The organism is Bacillus sp. JJ1773 (assembly GCF_036962035.1).
In the GTDB taxonomy this organism is placed as follows: Bacteria; Bacillota; Bacilli; order Bacillales; family Cytobacillaceae; genus Cytobacillus.
The window spans coordinates 78583-93261 of sequence record NZ_JBALNX010000010.1; the positions used below are offsets into that span (position 1 = coordinate 78583).

27 protein-coding genes are annotated in these 14679 nt (G+C 36.9%); 24 read left to right on the top strand and 3 right to left on the bottom strand.

Annotation, left to right across the window (positions count from 1 at the left end; translation table 11 throughout):
- Window positions 1–12: 12 nt before the first annotated feature.
- The gene (locus V7127_RS02405) at window positions 13–384 is read right to left on the bottom strand and encodes a helix-turn-helix domain-containing protein (RefSeq protein ID WP_335483243.1); all 372 of its coding nucleotides are present in this window, start codon (window positions 382–384) and stop codon (window positions 13–15) included.
- A gap of 173 nt (window positions 385–557) precedes the next feature.
- Here V7127_RS02405 and V7127_RS02410 point away from each other — a divergent pair, with 173 nt between their 5' ends.
- The 17 genes from V7127_RS02410 to V7127_RS02485 all read left to right on the top strand — a co-directional run bounded on the left by V7127_RS02410 (window position 558) and on the right by V7127_RS02485 (window position 7823).
- Window positions 558–752 (top strand): helix-turn-helix transcriptional regulator, encoded by a 195-nt coding sequence (locus V7127_RS02410; protein WP_335483245.1) that lies wholly within the window; start codon window positions 558–560, stop codon window positions 750–752.
- A gap of 70 nt (window positions 753–822) precedes the next feature.
- The gene (locus V7127_RS25835) at window positions 823–1035 is read left to right on the top strand and encodes an ORF6C domain-containing protein (protein WP_438823959.1); all 213 of its coding nucleotides are present in this window, start codon (window positions 823–825) and stop codon (window positions 1033–1035) included.
- A gap of 69 nt (window positions 1036–1104) precedes the next feature.
- Window positions 1105–1374, top strand: a complete 270-nt coding sequence (locus V7127_RS02415; RefSeq protein ID WP_335483248.1) for a helix-turn-helix domain-containing protein — start codon at window positions 1105–1107, stop codon at window positions 1372–1374.
- Window positions 1375–1389: 15 nt separating this feature from the next.
- Complete coding sequence (locus V7127_RS02420) at window positions 1390–1695, top strand: hypothetical protein (protein WP_335483250.1); 306 nt, start codon at window positions 1390–1392, stop codon at window positions 1693–1695.
- An 11-nt stretch (window positions 1696–1706) separates the two neighbouring features.
- On the top strand, window positions 1707–1841 hold the full coding sequence (locus V7127_RS02425; protein WP_335483252.1) for a hypothetical protein: 135 nt from the start codon (window positions 1707–1709) through the stop codon (window positions 1839–1841).
- Window positions 1842–1992: 151 nt separating this feature from the next.
- Complete coding sequence (locus tag V7127_RS02430; RefSeq protein WP_335483255.1) at window positions 1993–2265, top strand: hypothetical protein; 273 nt, start codon at window positions 1993–1995, stop codon at window positions 2263–2265.
- A gap of 108 nt (window positions 2266–2373) precedes the next feature.
- On the top strand, window positions 2374–2544 hold the full coding sequence (locus tag V7127_RS02435) for a hypothetical protein (RefSeq protein WP_335483257.1): 171 nt from the start codon (window positions 2374–2376) through the stop codon (window positions 2542–2544).
- A 199-nt stretch (window positions 2545–2743) separates the two neighbouring features.
- Entirely contained in the window at window positions 2744–3634 is an 891-nt protein-coding gene (locus tag V7127_RS02440; protein WP_335483260.1) for a DnaD domain-containing protein, read from the top strand.
- Window positions 3631–4884 carry a replicative DNA helicase gene (locus tag V7127_RS02445; protein ID WP_335483262.1) on the top strand — a complete coding sequence of 418 codons (1254 nt, stop codon included), beginning with the start codon at window positions 3631–3633 and terminating at the stop codon, window positions 4882–4884. Before V7127_RS02440 ends, V7127_RS02445 begins: the two co-directional genes overlap by 4 nt.
- Window positions 4859–5296, top strand: a complete 438-nt coding sequence (locus tag V7127_RS02450) for a hypothetical protein (protein WP_335483264.1) — start codon at window positions 4859–4861, stop codon at window positions 5294–5296. Before V7127_RS02445 ends, V7127_RS02450 begins: the two co-directional genes overlap by 26 nt.
- Entirely contained in the window at window positions 5293–5469 is a 177-nt protein-coding gene (locus V7127_RS02455) for a hypothetical protein (protein WP_335483266.1), read from the top strand. The genes V7127_RS02450 and V7127_RS02455 overlap by 4 nt, the downstream gene beginning before the upstream one ends.
- Entirely contained in the window at window positions 5466–5699 is a 234-nt protein-coding gene (locus tag V7127_RS02460; protein ID WP_335483269.1) for a hypothetical protein, read from the top strand. Before V7127_RS02455 ends, V7127_RS02460 begins: the two co-directional genes overlap by 4 nt.
- A complete protein-coding gene (locus V7127_RS02465) occupies window positions 5689–6012 on the top strand; it encodes a hypothetical protein (protein ID WP_335483271.1) in 324 nt (107 codons plus the stop codon). The genes V7127_RS02460 and V7127_RS02465 overlap by 11 nt, the downstream gene beginning before the upstream one ends.
- A 96-nt stretch (window positions 6013–6108) precedes the next feature.
- Window positions 6109–6399 (top strand): MazG nucleotide pyrophosphohydrolase domain-containing protein, encoded by a 291-nt coding sequence (locus V7127_RS02470; RefSeq protein ID WP_335483273.1) that lies wholly within the window; start codon window positions 6109–6111, stop codon window positions 6397–6399.
- A gap of 17 nt (window positions 6400–6416) precedes the next feature.
- Entirely contained in the window at window positions 6417–6788 is a 372-nt protein-coding gene (locus V7127_RS02475; RefSeq protein WP_335483275.1) for a replication terminator protein, read from the top strand.
- Between the two features lie 18 nt (window positions 6789–6806).
- Window positions 6807–7514 carry a hypothetical protein gene (locus V7127_RS02480; protein ID WP_335483277.1) on the top strand — a complete coding sequence of 236 codons (708 nt, stop codon included), beginning with the start codon at window positions 6807–6809 and terminating at the stop codon, window positions 7512–7514.
- 168 nt (window positions 7515–7682) lie between these two features.
- Entirely contained in the window at window positions 7683–7823 is a 141-nt protein-coding gene (locus tag V7127_RS02485) for a DUF3983 domain-containing protein (protein ID WP_335483279.1), read from the top strand.
- A 44-nt stretch (window positions 7824–7867) separates the two neighbouring features.
- Here V7127_RS02485 and V7127_RS02490 read toward each other — a convergent pair whose 3' ends face one another.
- On the bottom strand, window positions 7868–8134 hold the full coding sequence (locus tag V7127_RS02490) for a hypothetical protein (protein WP_335483281.1): 267 nt from the start codon (window positions 8132–8134) through the stop codon (window positions 7868–7870).
- A 387-nt stretch (window positions 8135–8521) separates the two neighbouring features.
- Between V7127_RS02490 and V7127_RS02495 the strand changes: the two genes are divergently transcribed.
- The gene (locus V7127_RS02495) at window positions 8522–9526 is read left to right on the top strand and encodes a DNA cytosine methyltransferase (protein ID WP_335483283.1); all 1005 of its coding nucleotides are present in this window, start codon (window positions 8522–8524) and stop codon (window positions 9524–9526) included.
- Between the two features lie 53 nt (window positions 9527–9579).
- Here V7127_RS02495 and V7127_RS02500 read toward each other — a convergent pair whose 3' ends face one another.
- The gene (locus V7127_RS02500; protein ID WP_335483285.1) at window positions 9580–9792 is read right to left on the bottom strand and encodes a DUF3892 domain-containing protein; all 213 of its coding nucleotides are present in this window, start codon (window positions 9790–9792) and stop codon (window positions 9580–9582) included.
- A gap of 285 nt (window positions 9793–10077) precedes the next feature.
- Between V7127_RS02500 and V7127_RS02505 the strand changes: the two genes are divergently transcribed.
- From V7127_RS02505 to V7127_RS02530, 6 genes are all read left to right on the top strand, one after another.
- Window positions 10078–10248: a DUF3954 domain-containing protein gene (locus tag V7127_RS02505; RefSeq protein WP_335483287.1), complete on the top strand. Its 171-nt coding sequence runs from the start codon at window positions 10078–10080 to the stop codon at window positions 10246–10248.
- Between the two features lie 246 nt (window positions 10249–10494).
- A complete protein-coding gene (locus tag V7127_RS02510; RefSeq protein ID WP_335483289.1) occupies window positions 10495–10872 on the top strand; it encodes an ArpU family phage packaging/lysis transcriptional regulator in 378 nt (125 codons plus the stop codon).
- 322 nt (window positions 10873–11194) lie between these two features.
- On the top strand, window positions 11195–11752 hold the full coding sequence (locus tag V7127_RS02515; RefSeq protein WP_335483291.1) for a tyrosine-type recombinase/integrase: 558 nt from the start codon (window positions 11195–11197) through the stop codon (window positions 11750–11752).
- Between the two features lie 373 nt (window positions 11753–12125).
- On the top strand, window positions 12126–12644 hold the full coding sequence (locus V7127_RS02520; RefSeq protein WP_335483293.1) for a hypothetical protein: 519 nt from the start codon (window positions 12126–12128) through the stop codon (window positions 12642–12644).
- Window positions 12622–14448 carry a phage terminase large subunit family protein gene (locus V7127_RS02525; protein ID WP_335483295.1) on the top strand — a complete coding sequence of 609 codons (1827 nt, stop codon included), beginning with the start codon at window positions 12622–12624 and terminating at the stop codon, window positions 14446–14448. The genes V7127_RS02520 and V7127_RS02525 overlap by 23 nt, the downstream gene beginning before the upstream one ends.
- Window positions 14449–14461: 13 nt before the next feature.
- Window positions 14462–14677 (top strand): peptidylprolyl isomerase, encoded by a 216-nt coding sequence (locus tag V7127_RS02530; protein ID WP_335483297.1) that lies wholly within the window; start codon window positions 14462–14464, stop codon window positions 14675–14677.
- Window positions 14678–14679 lie beyond the last annotated feature (2 nt).

Genomic DNA, 14679 nt, shown 5'->3' on the forward strand with positions numbered 1-14679 from the left:
GCCAAAGGTAAATTATTTCTTCTTACTTTTCCCTTTGGCAGCTTCTCGGACTTTCTCAACATCTTTCATCATTTCAATAAAATCAAGTACCTTTTGTTTACTTTCCTCACTAAGCTCTTGCGCACTCCGCATAGCGTACATAAAGTCAGGATCCTCGTATATCTCTTCACTAGTTATTTCATTCGGGTTATCTGTTCTCCCCAGAAGATAATCCGTAGTAACTCCGAAAAAATCAGCAATTTTTTTGAGGGTATCTGTATCCGGGTTTCGGATCCCGTTTTCATACCCAGAGATAGATACTTTTGTAACATTTATTTTCTTTCCTAATTCTTCTTGGGTAATTTTTCTTTCCTTACGCAGCTTTTTTATTCGTTCACCAAGCACTCCGGTACACCTCTCTTCTATAATCAATTATAAGTTAACATGTAGCTAACAAAAAGAGTAATATGCAAAAGTTAACTAAAAAGAAATTATTTTTAAAATAACACTTGAAAGTTAACATCAGGTTAATTATAATAAAGTTAACAACAGGTTAACTGAAGGGAGGGCATAAAAGAGTGGCGCTTCAAAAACTTAAGGAATTTCGCCTAAAAGAGGGTTTGACTTACCAACAAGTGGCTGATAAAGTCGGAATCTCCAAGGAATATTACTGGATGATAGAAAACGGTAAGCGCCGTCTAAGTTACGAATTGTCTGTGAAAATTGCTAAAGCATTTAAAACAAATCCAGACGATATTTTTTTATCCATCTAGTTAACTAGAAGTGAACTTTTGGTGAAGGATGGTGGAACATGGATAACCTTCAAGAAAGGAGGCGGTAGGAATAAGCAACTTATCTACTGGAGAGCAGCGGCGTATTCAAATTGCAGTAACACACCGTGTCTTTGAATTATCAAAAAATAAGAAAGATGTTGCTGATCTGTATAAAGAATTATATCGCGGCATTAAAAAGACATTTGGGGTAGCTAGCTATAAAGAGGTTAATCGCAGGAATCTTTTATCCGCAATAAATTACATTGAACAATGGCTTCCTTAACTATTATTCTAGCAAGCTTCCCTAAAACGAAGTATTCCAATTTGGAATATGAAGGGGGTGATACATAGTATGAAATTCGGCGCGATCTTGAAGGCGTGTCGGACCAGGGCTGGGTTCAGCCAAGAAGAATTAGCAGAAAGATTATTCATCAATCAGTCCGACATTTCCAAATACGAATCGGACAGAAAAGAACCAACAATGTCCATATTCCAAGCATGGATGGCAAACACTCAAACTCCAGAGGTTGCTGTGGCGTTCATGTACGGACTTGACGGGATTAATTTAATCCAGCAGCTGATGCCGTTAATAGGGGGATTTATTTTTTACTCATTTATATAAAAAGGAGATGGGGAAATGTCTACTATTCCAAGCAGTATTGCGAGAGATCGTTATTGGAGAGGTGTTATTCATTTATTTCAAAACAACTTGAAACTTAAAAGCGTTTTTACTACAAAGTACTTTGATTTAGAAGCAGGGAGTATAAAGATTACTTCTCTAAAAAGAGTGGCAGCACCTTGGTCTCACTCGGAAAAATTTATGCTCAACTTAGCTCTACACCTATATAACGAGCGTAACAAAGTAAACCTTAGTGACATCGATTATCTGGACGAATATAACAAAAAGCTGGCTATGGAAGCAATAAAGATGAGGTTTTTCTAGGAGGGAAGTTTATGAGAATCAAAGTAGGGGAATGGAACCGACTTACATTGATGCAAAAGCAATGCCTTTTAAAAGCAAAAGCAAAACAAAAAGCAGCCAGTGCTGGAACACTAACTGCTCAGAATCAACCTACAATACAACGATAATTATATTCTAACTTAATTTGAATATAACGGCAAGAACTTTTGTTCTTACCGTTGAGGTTAGGAAGGCAATCTACCCCACACCCCCACCGCCCTTTCTAACTTCAACGGTGCGAACGAAGCACCTTTACAAAAAATTAAGGAGGTGGTAGAAATGCCTATCGCTGAAATTGCCTTAAATATTAATCATGACGAGGTAAGGAAGTATATAAACGAAAAAATAGACAGTTCCCTTCGAACCTCTTTCTTTACCTGGGATCTTGATCAAATGGCAAAACTAACTTGCATGAGTAAATCATTTTTAGAGAATGAAATTTTACGCGATCCAAGGATGAAAATTCTCGAAAGACGCAAGGAAAAAGGTAAACGTTATTGGTTTTATGAGGAAAGTCTTGCGGCCATGAGGGAGATCATGGACGAGTGGTAAATAAAATAAAAAAAATACGCGTGGACAGACGCATATTCTTTAAAAATTTTTCTGATTATAACACAATTATAATTCTTTATTAAATATATGCAAGTAGGTGGACAAGTTATGCTTTTTTCAGTAGATTTTTCTATCCAACTTAATGGCGATTTCCACACTATTCATTCTGCATTTATACATGCTGAAAACGTCACTGAGTGCAAGAAAATGGCTGAAAAAATCAAAGGTGAGCTACCTGAGAATAAACACTATCACGTCCATATTTTCATTGGGGAATAGGGTGGAATTATGCTGACAAACCAAACAAAAGTGTTGCTTCCTGAGTGGCTGCTTAGGACAAAAAACGAGTTATCGCAAAACGAATACCTGAACTTAGTTCATGGGTATTTAAGGCGTTATCCAAATTATCAATTCATTCGATTAGAGGAATGCTTTGCAATCTGTGATAGAAATTAATTTTTATAAAGGATGAGTAACCATGTATAACTGTGGACATGAAATCGTGGACACCATTGGAAGGTTAAATTTTGAAGGGAATGTCATACCAAATTCATGGTATCAAACTTTAAAAAAAGAGAATGGGAAACCTGATTTAAACGCAATGATTCTTTTGTCTGATTTCGTTTATTGGTATAGACCAACTATCGAAAGGGATGAACAAACCGGGTTAGTTAAAGAGGTCAAAAAAAAGTTTAAATCAGACCTGCTACAAAGAAGCTATAAGCAAATCGAAGAACAATTCGGATTGACCATGAAACAGGCCAAAGAAACACTTGTAAGGCTAGAAAACAAAAACGTAATAAAACGGGTGTTTCGGACTGTTGATACAACTCAAGGGAGATTACCAAATATCATGTTCATCGAACTTAACATCAGGGGATTGGTAGAAATCACCTTTCCGGAAAGTACAGACGTATGTACAAAAAAGTACGGATACCCGTCCCGGAAAGTACAGATGCCCGTCCCAGAAAGTACGGACATTACAGAGATTACTACAGATTTTGAAGAAGAAGAAAAGGCACCTGCGGAGAGCCCAATTAATTTTTATGAGCAGAACGGATTTGGGACCATCGGCAGCCACATATCAGAAAAAATTTTCATGTGGTGTGACGATCTATCCAGCGAGCTTGTTCTTGAAGCTATGAAACTAGCAGTTGAGCGCGGAGCTAAAAGTTGGAGTTATGTCGAGAAAATATTAATTAGCTGGTCCGAGAAGAAAATCAAAACAGTTCAACAAGCCCAGGCATTAATTAATGAGCACCTTGAAAAGCGTGGAAAAGCACGGGACAAGCCTTCTGGCAAAAGCCAATCAGGTAGGGATATACCAGACTTTAACTTTGATCTCAATGCAGGGGAGGAAGAAGATTGAAAGCTGAAAATGCATTACTTGGTAGCTTCCTAAAAGCGAATTATTTACTAAAAGATACAAACATCCGACCAGAACATTTAGCAGATAGCAGAAACAAACAACTTTTAAAAGCGTTCTTGGATATGACTAATCAGGGAAGAACAGTTGACATTATTTCTCTATCAACGTTGAAAGACCTAGAGTCATATGGCGGAATTTCCTATCTGAACGACATTCAATCGTACGGAAACCCCGAAAAATTTGAAGAGTTCGAGGATTTAGTTTTAGACGCCTGGAAGGAACGAGAGAAACGAAACATCTTAGCACAGGCCCAAAATGAGGACTGGCAAATAGACAAGATACAATCCTCTCTCGACTCCATTAACGAGGTAAAGCTCGATGATCACACATCAATCGTTGAAGCTTTGACCGATATGTACGAGGCGCCTTGGACTGAAAAGGCGGTAAAAAAAGGCGTTCAAACAGGGTTAATAAAACTGAACAATATGACAAACGGTTTTCAAGACTCTGAGGTTACTATAATCGCTGCAAGGCCAAGCATGGGGAAAACCGATGTACTGGTTCATTTTGCAAAGCAGGCTGGATGGCAAGGATATATGCCAATCATATTCTCCCTAGAGATGCCTGAAAAGTCTATTACCAATCGTCTAATTGCTTCGACTGGAAGAATAAACAGGATGCGAATGAGGAACTTGAACAAGGGTCTCACCGATAAACAAAAAAACATTTGGTTCGACATAATTGGTCGGGTATCAGAAACCAATATTCAAATCTTTGATGGAGCTGGCCAAACTATTCAAGAAATGAGAGCGAAAACAAGAAAGATGATTCATAGATTCCCTGATAAAAGGCCAATCATTTTTATAGATTATCTGACATTGATTAGATCGGCCGAGTTTTATGGCGGTAACGCTCACATGCAGGTTACCGAAATATCCAAAAACCTAAAAGCCATGGCAAAAGAGTTTAATTGCCCAGTAGTCTGTTTAGCGCAATTAAATCGTTCGGTTGAGCAACGACAAGATAAGCGTCCAATGATGTCAGATATTCGTGAATCTGGAAGTGTTGAACAGGACGCGGACGTGATTATGTTTCTATACCGGGAAAAGTATTATGACAAGAGTTCCAGCAGTGATGTGCTTGAGTTAATAATCGCAAAAAACAGAAACGGTCCTGTTGGAATAGTCCCTAGCCTTTACAACGAACACACAGGAGAGCTGACCGATGTCCTCGATCAGAAAGCTATATGAAAATGCAATAAAGTACGAGGAATCCACCTTAGCCCACTACATAGCTCATTTACTACAAGAGGGAAAAGTGAAACTGGAAGATGATGAGTCAACAATTGATTTCAAGCTGGCTGATCATGATAGAGTTCAACAAATGATTAACAAAAATGAACTTGGTTTTAGCAATGTAAAGCCTTTCGCATTGAAATATAGCAATAATTCCTTCGTTTTTGTTTATGCAAATAATCAACAAGAGGCAATAGAGCTTTTTCAAAGGACATTAAGAACTAGGCCGAAAAATTGCCATGAATACTCAATGGATTTTGTAATCGAGAAAGGGAATCGTTTTATTAGTTTCCGAGATCTTAAAAAAGAATTCACTAAATTTCCTGATTTAATTGGTTTTTACGAAAGGGAGATTGCTTATCAATGAGTGCTCAAATCGTCTTTGAAAATATGAAGTCCTATTATCTTGCTACTGGACAAGTGATGCAAAATGAGGAGTTTGTACAAAGAATTGCATCTAAATTCGATACAGACAAAATCATTGATGGTCTAATGGTATTCAACAAATACTTAGATGATCAAAGAAGGCAATCACCATGACCAAGAGAAATCCGGTAATTCAAAATGCCTTCGAGAGGGGAAAGAAGGAAGGATACCAGCTGGGATTAATCCATGGCGAAAATCGAGGGATCCAAAAGACAATCGGTTTTATTGCTGAAAAATTCGAAGTTCTTCAGGACACACCAGGTATTGGTCTTAAAACTTTAGAAAAATTCAAAACGGCTTTTGGTCCTGAATATTTCAAGGAGAAGAATACTAGTGAAAAATAGAGAAATTAATTTCGAGGATATTCTCAAACACGAGGTATCAAATAGATCTCTAGAAAATCTGAAAAAAGTCATGTATCAGCAAGATGATTTCGGGATTAAGAAGTATAAAGAGCCCCTGCAGCACTACATGAGTTATAACTGGTTAAGCATGGCTATCGAGGAAGTGGCTGACTTTTTAAAATATCTTCAATGTGAGGCAGATAGAAAAGCATATGTCATTCAATTATTGAAAGCCGGCCAGAATTCCGAACAACCTAAAGAGTTTATTGAAATCGCCCTTCACCTTCTCACAGTGGAGGGAACAGGAAAATGAATCTTAGCAAAGCTAATTTAGGGCAGCTGCTATACATAGCCAGATATACAGAATTTAGAGCGACTGCAATTTTAGAAATTGGAAGGAGGATTAGGAATGATAAACCAACTATGTGAACAGGCTTACGAAACAGCAAAATCAAAAGGGTGGCATGATGAGCCAAGGGAAACAGGCACTTTGTTAGCTTTAATTCACAGTGAAGTCAGTGAAGCACTTGAGGCTGATCGCAAAGGAAATCACGAAAACTTCGCAGAGGAACTAGCAGATGTATGTATTCGAGTTTTTGATTTGTGCGGATCAAAAGGAATCGATTTAGAAAATGCCATTCTTAAGAAAATGGAGCATAACAAGGGAAGAACTTATAAACATGGCGGTAAAGCTTATTAAACTAGGAGGGTATTAAATTGCCAAATATCATTGATTTAAATACTTTTGCTGATGGAGCTCTTTCAGAAAGGGCAAATGTAGAGCTTCAAAAGATTCTTGAAAATATCGCGGATCCTAACACGGATGCAAAAGTTAAGAGAAATCTCACTTTAACTATTACTCTTTCAGCTGACGACAAAAGAGATGTTATTCTCACCAGCGTTGTCGCAAAAAGCAAACTAGCTCCAGCAAAGAAAATTGAAACCAAGTTAATCATGGATATGGATAACAAAGGTAAGATAACTGGTGCCGAACTTAAGTCTGGAGCAAAGGGTCAAACTTTTATTGATGTTGAGACTGGTGACATTCAGGATGATCGCGGAAATAAAATTGTGAATTTTAAAAATTAATTATTGGAGGAATGAAAAATGATTAAAGAAGCGTTTCAGTACATTATCGGTTTAGGAAATACAAAGGTTGAATATGAGAATGGACAAGTTTACTCCACGCAGCCTCTGCATCTATTAAAGGAGCCTATCGCAAGTGCTCTGGAAGTAAGAAGCCTTTCTGGTTTAGTGGAATATCTAATATCCGAATTCGATGCAGATGAAACATTAATGGTTCATGTTTGCAGTCCAACGGAAGTCATTGTGTTTGATTCATTAAATTCCAATCAAAACAGAAATGAATATATAAGAGCAAAAGCTATGATCCCATCTTTTACTTTTGATAGATTCTATGATTCAGAGGATTTCAATATTAAGCTGCAATCAGCATTTGTAAAAAACAATGACCGAGATATTATGTTAAAAGTTGTTGGAAACATCAAAGAGGAATCAGTTCAAACAGTTGGAGATGATGGTGTAAGCCAGTCAGTTGTAGCTAAAACAGGAGTGGCTACAGTAGGGAATGTATTAGTTCCAAACCCAGTGGTTCTAGCCCCATACCGTACATTTGTTGAAGTAGAACAACCTGAATCAGAGTTTATTTTCAGAATGCAAAAAGGTCCTGCTTGTGCATTATTCGAGGCAGATGGAGGCGCTTGGAAATTAAAAGCAATACAGAATATTAAGGACTATCTAAAAGCAGCTTTAGAAAAAGAAATTGAAAGCAGAAAGATTATTATTATTGCCTAATGATAACGGTAATTATTGCCGATGATCGTCCGAAGTGGATGCAGGAAGAAGATAGGAGAATGGCGTGTATGACACGCTGTTCTCTTTTCAAAAGATGTTCTTCTTCGCTTGGAATGGATTGTAAAAGTCTTGGAGGTACAGAGATTCCTAAATTGGGAGGTCGAACCAGTGGCAAACAAACAAAAACAGAAAAGGCGACTAAAAAAGGCTATCACTCAAAGAAAAAAAGAATTAGAAAAGGAAAAGTTTGAAAGGTTAGATAGGGCTTGGAGAAACATTTTTGTTAAGAATGGGGTTTTAAAAGGTTAATTTTAGCTATCAAGCTGAATTGACCAGATTGATAGCCTTGGGATTTAAAGGTTAGTTTTAAGCCAGTTTTGGTTTTGCTCACCAAAACGACCCCACCAATGCTTTTGCATTTCAACTACGAGGAGTTTGTCATCATTATCCAAATGTTGGTTTAAGTGATTATAAATCTCTTTAGCTCCTTTTTCTGATTTAACAAACCAAACTGATTGAAAGGGATGGAGTCTAGTTGGAAAGCTTTCAATAGCAACATATAAATCCTTATAGTCCTGTCTGGGGCTCATTAAATCATAGGTAATTAAATAAACAGCCATTATACCACCTCCTTTTACAAATAATATTCGACAAGGAGTTGGAAAATCCTACAATAATTTTGATTAAAAAGTAACAAAAGAATCATTATGTTTCCTTAAAGGAAAAGCCCCTATCTCACTAGGAGATAAGGACTTTTGCCAACTCAAGACAAGCGGTAATCAACTGAATGACTACCAACTTGTACAAGAGGGAATTATTACGCTGTTCCATAGCGACCTCCTTCTCTGTGCCCTAAGTTTCAGACACGGTAACGTTCTCGGGATAATAAAACTCCACCCATAAAACATTGGAGTTTAGAAGGTAATTAAAATATATCAATATTTTCGGTGTAAATCTACTAAAAATTTCTATTACTAGAAACAAAGGGTAAAGAAAGGGGTAGCCAGATGATTAAGATACTAGAATTATTCGGAGGCATTGGCGCGCCCCGTAAAGCGCTAATCAATCTTGGAGTAGATCATAAATGCATAGATTATGTGGAATGGCAGCCAAACAGGGTTAAAGCATATAACGCGCTATATGATCATCTTCACAAGCCGCAAGATGTTAGGGGATGGAATTTAAAGCCGGATATTTTAGTCCATGGTTCTCCATGTCAGGATAATTCTGCAGCTAACCTAAATGACGATAAAGGTCGTTCTAAATTAATGCTTGAAACAATCAGGATTATTCGTGAAATGGGAGATTGGCGGCCGAAAGTGGTTATTTGGGAGAATGTGCGTGGCGCCTTGTATAAAAAGAAACGTCCAATATTCAATGAATATTTACGTGATATGGAAGAGTTAGGTTATACAAACTCTTATCAGATATCAAATGCAATGGATAGAGGTATTCCTCAAACGAGAGAACGCGTATTTTGTATAAGCATATTAGAGAATAACGTTTTCGATTTCAGCAAAGTTAAAAAGAAATCATTGAGACCAATGAATGAATTTAAGCAGTCTGACGATGAAATCAAGAACATTGAAAAGTATGTTGTAAATATTCCATCGATGTTAAGTCGATTAGAAGATTTAGCTACTCCAGAAGAAATCGAGCGAAATAAATCAAAATTCCGTTATATAAAAACAATAACTGAGGTTTGTAACACCATTACAGAACGTCCAGATCGTTGTCCTAGTGCAGGTGTATTTAAAATGGCTGATGGTCGTTATAGATATCCAACAGAACGAGAATGGTGGAGGTTAATGGGGTTCGATGATACAGATTTTGATTTAATGCTTAAAGAATTTCCACAAAAAGAAAATTATCGAAGTGCTACGTTGTATGCACTGGCTGGTAATAGCATTGTTGTACAAGAGTTAGAGGCGATATTTGAAGTCATCATTAACGAAGATTATGGAACTGATTTGATAGCAGATTCATCGGGCCAGCTGCAGTTAATCTGCTAAACAAAAGAGTAACTGTTTAAATTAGATGATACCTGTGCCTTTTGATAGTTAGTTTAATCTAAGTTGTTATTTTTGGAGCGATCGGGGTTAGATCTAGGAATTCTTTTATTATTCATTCTCATTACATGATATCCGGGATACTGACCTTTTTCGATAGCATCTGCGAATTGCTTTCGAGTCATCTCTTTTTTGGTAGATGGATCTAAGAATTTTTGATTTAGACCAGAGTCACTTTCATGAACAACTTTAACCTTTTTTGTCGTCATAAGACACCTCATTTTGGCACAGGTATCATTAAGATTATATATTTTTTCATTATTAATTAATAGATTAATTGGAAGGAGCAATACTCATGAAATTAGTAAGCTGCAGTGAATGTCATAAATTAGTTCCCATAAAAAAAACAGACACTATCGATCATAAAAGGGTCTGTTGGGAATGCAAGAGTATAAGAAAGCACAAATAATTAAATCTAGAGGGGCGCAAATATAAAAAAGCCAGGATCTCTCCCGGCCACTCCAATTAAATTGTATCATATCGGAGGGGTCCAGGTGAACACTAATAAAGCTGAAATTGACTTGATGAAGAATGCGACATATATCGTTAAAGACGGAGTAATAACAGTTGTAGATGCCCCGCCAAAAGGATTTGGAAAACAAATAATTAATTGGCAGAGTGGTAAGCCTTCACATTATGAATTGAACTATACAAATAAATTATGAGTCTACTGGAACAACCAGGGACACTGAAACGGCTATTATTTATAGCTTGCTTCAGTGTCCTTTTTTATTCAAAAGGAGGTGTAAATATGAAAATAAGGAAACCAAAAGTTATTTGTTCAGGCTGTTTATGGCTTACAAGCGAAAAGCTCTGTCCCTTTGTACGTTGTGTGCGTTTTAACGGATTTTCAGCGAGCAAGAAAAAAGACACGGGGAATACCAGAACCGATAATAAGAGAGGTTGATTATATGATACAACTATCATTATTACCAGAGGTTGATGAGAAAAAAGTAAGAAGCACTGTAATAAAGGAACTAAAAGAATATAAAGCTTTAAGAATAGCCATGACTAACAAAAAGGAAATCGAGGACGAAGGAATTGAGAAGCTTTTCCCTACACTCGGTAACAAGGAAAAAGAGAAGCTCATAAAATACAAACAAATTAATCGGGCCATTACTCAAGCGTTAGATGACACTGAACGCCAAATAATTGAAAGAAAATATCTCGGTCCATCCAGAGTCAAGGATATAACAGTTTATATGGATATGGGAATAACAAAGGACCATTATTATATATGCAAAAAGCAGGCAATATTTCAAATCGCGACAGCACTCACAATCATTTGAGAGCTGTCTTTTTTTATACAAAAAACGCCGACAAAATCACGACAAAATTAGGGATAAAAAGAGGGATAAAATAGAGGACTATTTGTTTTCTGGAAAAAGGTACGATTTTCCTAGAGATAAAATTTTTAGGAGACGCATCTATCCTTTATCAATGGTGTACTCGATCAGCTGATGGTGTAGCGAGACTATACCTTAGCAGCATTGTCTGCATAGGTTGAAGGCGAGGCATGGAGGTAAAAGCACTCCGTAATTCAATTCTTTTTAGCTATTAGCATAAGGTGGTGCCTAGTCGAGAAAATGTTATATATAGGGTGTGATTTATATGAAAGTCGTTCAACCTATTCGCAATTTGGAAAAGCTTGCTGAAATATTATCTTATTTAAAAGCAACGAATGAACGTAATTATATTATGTTCATGCTAGGGATTCATACAGGTTTAAGAATTTCTGACATTCTCAAATTAAGAGTTAGAGATGTAAAAGGTAATTACATTGATATTAAAGAGGAAAAAAGGGATAAGAACAATAGAGTATTAATTATTTTTGATTTGAAGAAAGCTTTGAAATCTTTTATTTCCGGCAAACCAGATCATCATTTTCTAATAAAAAGCAGAAAAGGTAAGAACAAAGCAATCAGAAGAGAAACAGCTTACCAAATATTGAATGATGCAGCACGTCATTTTGGAGTGACTGAAATTGGAACTCACACATTAAGGAAAACTTTCGGATATCACTTCTATCAAGAAACAAAAGATATAGCTACTCTTCAAGATATATTAAACCATTCTAACCCTGATTATACTCTTAGATATATTGGAATTAACCAAGATAAAAAAGATACAGCAATGAAGGGATTCAGGTTTAAACTGCCTTCAACATAACATATTTTTTTGAATGTTAGATTGAAATATAAATGTTATGGAAACCCTTTAGTATCAATAGTTACAGCGTTAATGTGAATCTAACACAATATGGATTATAAAAGATTCAAAGAGATATTTTAGAGCACCAGATTAATGAGTCGAGAGAATAGTTTAGTAAATATCTCCCAAACCCTTGATACATAAGGGTTTATTAGTGTTTTAGGAGCTTTTTTCATTTTTAAAGGTTTTTAATAAATTTCCGAAGTTCCGAAAACCTTTTTGGGTCCCTCCTGACCCCTGGGGCCATGCGGGGACTGCGACGCCCACGGATTGGCTACATGATATAAAAAAAAAATACTTCGGAACTTCGGAAAAACGGGGTGATTATGAGATGGAAGGGTATAAGGAGAAAAATGGAGTTGTTCTTATTTCTACTGGAGCCCTTTGTGATCTGCTTGAAATAAGTGATCGAGCGCTAACCGATTGGAAGCGACAAGGACTTTCTCAACATAGCCGAGGCTGGTGGGACTTAAAGATGGTCCTTCAATGGAGAGGTCAATTACAAAGTGGCGAGGCTGAATTAAATAAAGCGGTTAATCTGCAGCAAAAGAAATTAGAGGCTGAAGTTGCATATAAGGAAGCACAAAGCGAATTGACCAGGATAAAAACGGATATTGCAAATGGGAGATACATTGACAAAGATTTGATTGAAGCAGAGTTATCTCGTTTCTTTTTGATTTTTAAGAAGTCGGCTATGTCACTTTCAAGAAAGCTTGCTGGTGAGGTAGGAAGGTTTGTTGAACCATTGGAGGCTAGAAAGATTGAAAAGGACTTGAGTGAAACAATAAATGATGCTCTCGAGCAAATGAGTGTGGATGGTGTGTATCATGCTAAAAAGAAAAAAGCATGATTTGCCAAATTTTATTAAAAACACACTCCGACATTTAAAGCCTCCAGAGAATCTCTTTGTCAGTGAATGGGCTGAAAAGCATCGAGTTCTTGATAGTCGTTCTTCAGCGATACCTGGAAGATGGAATAATGCTATAACCCCTTATTTAAATGACATCATGAACGAATTTAATAATATTGAAACAGAAGAAATAACATTCGTTAAGCCTACACAAGTTGGAGGAACAGAAGCTTTACACAACATGTTAGGTTATGTAGTTATGCAAGATCCTAGTCCAGTAATGATTGTATATCCAACAGATGCGCTTGCAGAAAGCGTCTCAGAAAACCGAATTCAGCCAATGTTTAATGTATCCAAAGGACTAAAAGATAAGTTTAAAAAACTTGAATCAAGTCGATTAGAACTTCAATGTGACGGTATGTTTATTAGTTTGAATGGAGCAAATTCACCATCTTCTTTGGCTAGTAAACCTATTCGCTTTCTGTTTTTGGATGAAATAGATAAGTATCCGGGCGCAAGTAAAAAAGAAGCTGATCCAATTAAGCTGGCAAAGGAAAGAACGAAAACTTTCCCTAACAAGAAAATATTTCAAACTTCCACCCCTACATTGAAAACAGGCCACATTTGGAAAGCAAAAGAAAATGCTGATCTAGTCAAACATTATAAGGTTCCTTGTCCTCATTGTGGCGATTATATTGAATTATTGTTTAAACAAATAAAATGGCCGAATAAAAAGGATTTAAGTTACGCAGATAGGGCGGAATTCGCAAACTATGTATGTCAAGAATGCGGCTGCATAATTACTGATCAACAAAAGTCACAAATGCTACTTTACGGACGTTGGGAAGTTGTAGAACAACGTACTCAGTTTCCGCGGAAGGTAGCATACTGGATGAATACCCTGTACTCTCCATTTGTTCGATTTAGTGAGATTGCAAAAGAGTTCCTAACTACAAAAGATGATCCAGAAGCTTTCCAGAACTTCGTTAACTCCTGGCTTGCTGAGCCTTGGGAAGATACTAAATTAAAAACAAATGCAGACCTTGTTCTTGAAAGACAAACAGAACATGAAGCGTTTGAAGTACCAGATTGGGCAGTTATGCTAACTGGCGGCGTAGACGTTCAGGAAACGAGCTTGTATTGGACAATTAGAGCATGGGGGCCATATTTAACCAGCCAGAATATTGCACATGGACAAGCTTTAAGTTTTAGGGAAATTGAAAAGGTAATGAATGCTGAATATGAAAAAAGAAATGGCGATACCTTAATGGTTAATCTCTGTGGGGTTGACTCTGGGGACCAAACGGATGATGTATATGATTTTTGTGCAGATAATAGTGAATGGGCTATTCCGGTTAAAGGGGTAGGTGGAGGTTATTCGCATTTTAAGATAAGTACAATTAATAAAACCGGATCCAGGGCATATGGGACTAGGCTTTTATTAGTAGATGGTGGAAAGTATAAGGACATGATTGCATCAAGGATGGCTAAGCCCAATGGTCAAGGGTCTTGGATGGTCTATAAAGGTTGCGATAAAGAATATGCTGAACAGGTAACTGCAGAGCATAAAGTGAATAGCAAAGGTGCAGGTGGAAAAGTAACTCAGGTGTGGGTTCCAAAAACAAGTCATGCTGACAACCATTATCTTGATTGTGAAGTTTATGCTCTAGCAGCTGCCGATGTTCTTCATGTTCGTAGCATTCACTTATTGCAAGAAGATGAGGAACAAGAGGAAGAACAGCAAGTAAATAATCAAACTATGAACTACAATAATAATTGGATAAAAAATAATAGCTGGCTGTAGGCGGTGATAGGTAATGACCTTAGAAGAACAATTAAAGCAAATTAATGAAGCTATAACTGCAATTGAAATCGGAGGACAGGAATACCAAATTGGTTCCAGAAGGCTTAAAAGGGCAGATCTGTCTTTGCTTTACAAGAGACAAAAGGAATTGGAAGCACAAATAAAGTATGAAAACGGCAATGAAAGTGGATTTGCTAATACATTTGTAAGTGTTTTTGACAGGAGGTAATG

What these genes read in the sequence shown, in the direction of transcription:
- V7127_RS02415 (WP_335483248.1), top strand. Translation starts at nt 1,105, where the DNA reads ATGAAATTCGGCGCGATCTTGAAGGCGTGTCGGACCAGGGCTGGGTTC.
- V7127_RS02420 (WP_335483250.1), top strand. Translation starts at nt 1,390, where the DNA reads ATGTCTACTATTCCAAGCAGTATTGCGAGAGATCGTTATTGGAGAGGT.
- V7127_RS02425 (WP_335483252.1), top strand. Translation starts at nt 1,707, where the DNA reads ATGAGAATCAAAGTAGGGGAATGGAACCGACTTACATTGATGCAAAAG.
- V7127_RS02430 (WP_335483255.1), top strand. Translation starts at nt 1,993, where the DNA reads ATGCCTATCGCTGAAATTGCCTTAAATATTAATCATGACGAGGTAAGG.
- V7127_RS02435 (WP_335483257.1), top strand. Translation starts at nt 2,374, where the DNA reads ATGCTTTTTTCAGTAGATTTTTCTATCCAACTTAATGGCGATTTCCAC.
- V7127_RS02440 (WP_335483260.1), top strand. Translation starts at nt 2,744, where the DNA reads ATGTATAACTGTGGACATGAAATCGTGGACACCATTGGAAGGTTAAAT.
- V7127_RS02450 (WP_335483264.1), top strand. Translation starts at nt 4,859, where the DNA reads ATGTCCTCGATCAGAAAGCTATATGAAAATGCAATAAAGTACGAGGAA.
- V7127_RS02455 (WP_335483266.1), top strand. Translation starts at nt 5,293, where the DNA reads ATGAGTGCTCAAATCGTCTTTGAAAATATGAAGTCCTATTATCTTGCT.
- V7127_RS02460 (WP_335483269.1), top strand. Translation starts at nt 5,466, where the DNA reads ATGACCAAGAGAAATCCGGTAATTCAAAATGCCTTCGAGAGGGGAAAG.
- V7127_RS02470 (WP_335483273.1), top strand. Translation starts at nt 6,109, where the DNA reads ATGATAAACCAACTATGTGAACAGGCTTACGAAACAGCAAAATCAAAA.
- V7127_RS02480 (WP_335483277.1), top strand. Translation starts at nt 6,807, where the DNA reads ATGATTAAAGAAGCGTTTCAGTACATTATCGGTTTAGGAAATACAAAG.
- V7127_RS02490 (WP_335483281.1), bottom strand. Translation starts at nt 8,134, where the DNA reads ATGGCTGTTTATTTAATTACCTATGATTTAATGAGCCCCAGACAGGAC.
- V7127_RS02495 (WP_335483283.1), top strand. Translation starts at nt 8,522, where the DNA reads ATGATTAAGATACTAGAATTATTCGGAGGCATTGGCGCGCCCCGTAAA.
- V7127_RS02500 (WP_335483285.1), bottom strand. Translation starts at nt 9,792, where the DNA reads ATGACGACAAAAAAGGTTAAAGTTGTTCATGAAAGTGACTCTGGTCTA.
- V7127_RS02510 (WP_335483289.1), top strand. Translation starts at nt 10,495, where the DNA reads ATGATACAACTATCATTATTACCAGAGGTTGATGAGAAAAAAGTAAGA.
- V7127_RS02515 (WP_335483291.1), top strand. Translation starts at nt 11,195, where the DNA reads ATGAAAGTCGTTCAACCTATTCGCAATTTGGAAAAGCTTGCTGAAATA.
- V7127_RS02520 (WP_335483293.1), top strand. Translation starts at nt 12,126, where the DNA reads ATGGAAGGGTATAAGGAGAAAAATGGAGTTGTTCTTATTTCTACTGGA.
- V7127_RS02525 (WP_335483295.1), top strand. Translation starts at nt 12,622, where the DNA reads ATGCTAAAAAGAAAAAAGCATGATTTGCCAAATTTTATTAAAAACACA.
- V7127_RS02530 (WP_335483297.1), top strand. Translation starts at nt 14,462, where the DNA reads ATGACCTTAGAAGAACAATTAAAGCAAATTAATGAAGCTATAACTGCA.